Annotated in this window: 1 protein-coding gene; it reads right to left on the bottom strand. The window is 69.2% G+C overall.

Annotated features, from left to right (window positions below; translation table 11 throughout):
* A partial coding sequence (locus tag FQ664_RS27390) for a DNA polymerase III subunit delta (protein ID WP_218570436.1) occupies window positions 1–263 on the bottom strand: 263 nt, incomplete at both ends.

The following is a 263-nucleotide window of genomic DNA, read 5'->3' as shown; positions in this document are numbered from 1 at the left end:
TGCGAATGGCGCGGCGGCCGCCGAACAGCGGGATGGTGTGGGCTTCGTCGGCGAGACGGGCCGGATCGCCGGCAATGGCGTCGCCGTCGAGCTGGACGATGGCGAAGGGATCGGCGCCGTCGCCGATCGAGGCATCGATGATCTGGCGGGTGCGTTCGGAAACGAGACCGGTATCGGGCCCGAACACCAGGACGAGCGGCGTTTCCGGGTCCGGCGCCTTCAGAAAACGTTCGAGAGCGGCGCCCTTCGGCGTGGTCATGGCC

Source organism: Pseudomonas persica (assembly GCF_900291015.1).
In the GTDB taxonomy this organism is placed as follows: Bacteria; Pseudomonadota; Gammaproteobacteria; order Pseudomonadales; family Pseudomonadaceae; genus Aquipseudomonas.
The sequence above is the reverse complement of the archived record's forward strand: the minus strand, read 5'-3'. Positions and strand labels throughout refer to the sequence as shown.